Raw genomic sequence first — 1329 nt, forward strand, 5'->3', positions numbered from 1 at the left:
CTCGGCGGGTGTCCTCCATCCGAGCGTCTTGCGGGGCCTGGAGTTGAGGGCGTGAGCGACGGCTGCGAGTTCTTGCTCGTCCCATCTCGATAGGTCTGTGCCTTTGGGGAAGTATTGGCGGAGTAGGCCGTTTGTGTTCTCGTTCGTTCCTCGCTGCCAGGGGCTGTGCGGATCGGTGAAGTAGACGGCCAGCCCGGTGTCGATGCGGAGTTGGGCGTGCTGGGCCAGTTCCTTGCCGCGGTCCCAGGTCAGCGAGCGGCATAGGTCCTCGGGCAGAGTGGTGATCGTGGCGGCGATCGCGTCTTTCACGGCCTCGGCGCCGCGGCCGGCCAGAGCCGGGCCGTTCTTCACCGGCGGCTGGATTCCGTAGCCGTCCATCCGCGGCAGGTGCAGCAGCATGGTGAACCGTGTCGTGCGTTCCACCAGCGTGCCGATCGCGGACCGGCCGGTGCCGATGATGAGGTCGCCTTCCCAATGGCCTGGAACAGCACGGTCCTCGACCTCGGCCGGCCGTTGACTGATCATCACCTCGGGGGTGACGTGCCCACTGGCGCGCTGCCTGGAGCGGGCTCGCGGGACCCTCAGTGCGCGGCCGGTGCGCAGGCAGGCGACCAGTTCGCGCTTCAGAGCGCCTCGACTCTGGATGAACAGTGCCTGATAGATGGCCTCGTGAGAGATCCGCATCGTCTCGTCCTCGGGATAATCGACCTTCAACCGGTTGGCGATCTGCTGCGGGCTCCAGCCCGTCACCCAGCATCGGTCTTGGCGCCGGGGCTTGTTCCGCCCTTTCCACTCCGGCACCCAGGGCCCCGCAGCGATCAACCCGTCCGGGGTGCCGATAGCGCCCGACAACCGGTCCTGGACGTAGTCGCGCAGCTGATCGTTGGCCAGGAGCTTCGCCGTCTTCGGCCGCCTGGCTCGGCGCTCAGCGTGCCACTGCGCCACCGACGCCCGGTACTCCACCGAGTACGTCCGCGTGGACGCGTTGCGCCGAAGCTCCCTGGAGATCGTCGACGGCGAGCGCCCCAGGCGCCGCGCGATCTCCCGCACGCCTGCCCGCTGAGCACGCAACAGCGCGATCTCTTCTCGCTCCGCAAACGACAGATAACGGCCCGACACCGTCGGGGCAAGACACGGACCCACCCCGCCAGCCTGACGAAACCAGCGCGTCCCCACCGCCTGCGACACACCGATCTCGGTCGCGGCATCCTCCGAGCTCGCCCCCCGCGCGATCGCCCGCCAGAACCGGACACGGTCCTCACGCCACGCGACCGTCGGCCGTCCCGGCGAGGGAATCTGCCCGCGATACAACCGGACAGACTCCTGACG

Annotated in this window: 1 protein-coding gene; it reads right to left on the bottom strand. The window is 68.5% G+C overall.

Going from position 1 to position 1329, the window contains the following annotated elements; genetic code table 11:
- A partial coding sequence (locus ABD808_RS38400; RefSeq protein ID WP_344908502.1) for an IS30 family transposase occupies positions 1-1329 on the bottom strand: 1329 nt, incomplete at both ends.

It is taken from the genome of Actinomadura meridiana (genome assembly GCF_039537545.1).
GTDB lineage: Bacteria > Actinomycetota > Actinomycetes > Streptosporangiales > Streptosporangiaceae > Spirillospora > Spirillospora meridiana.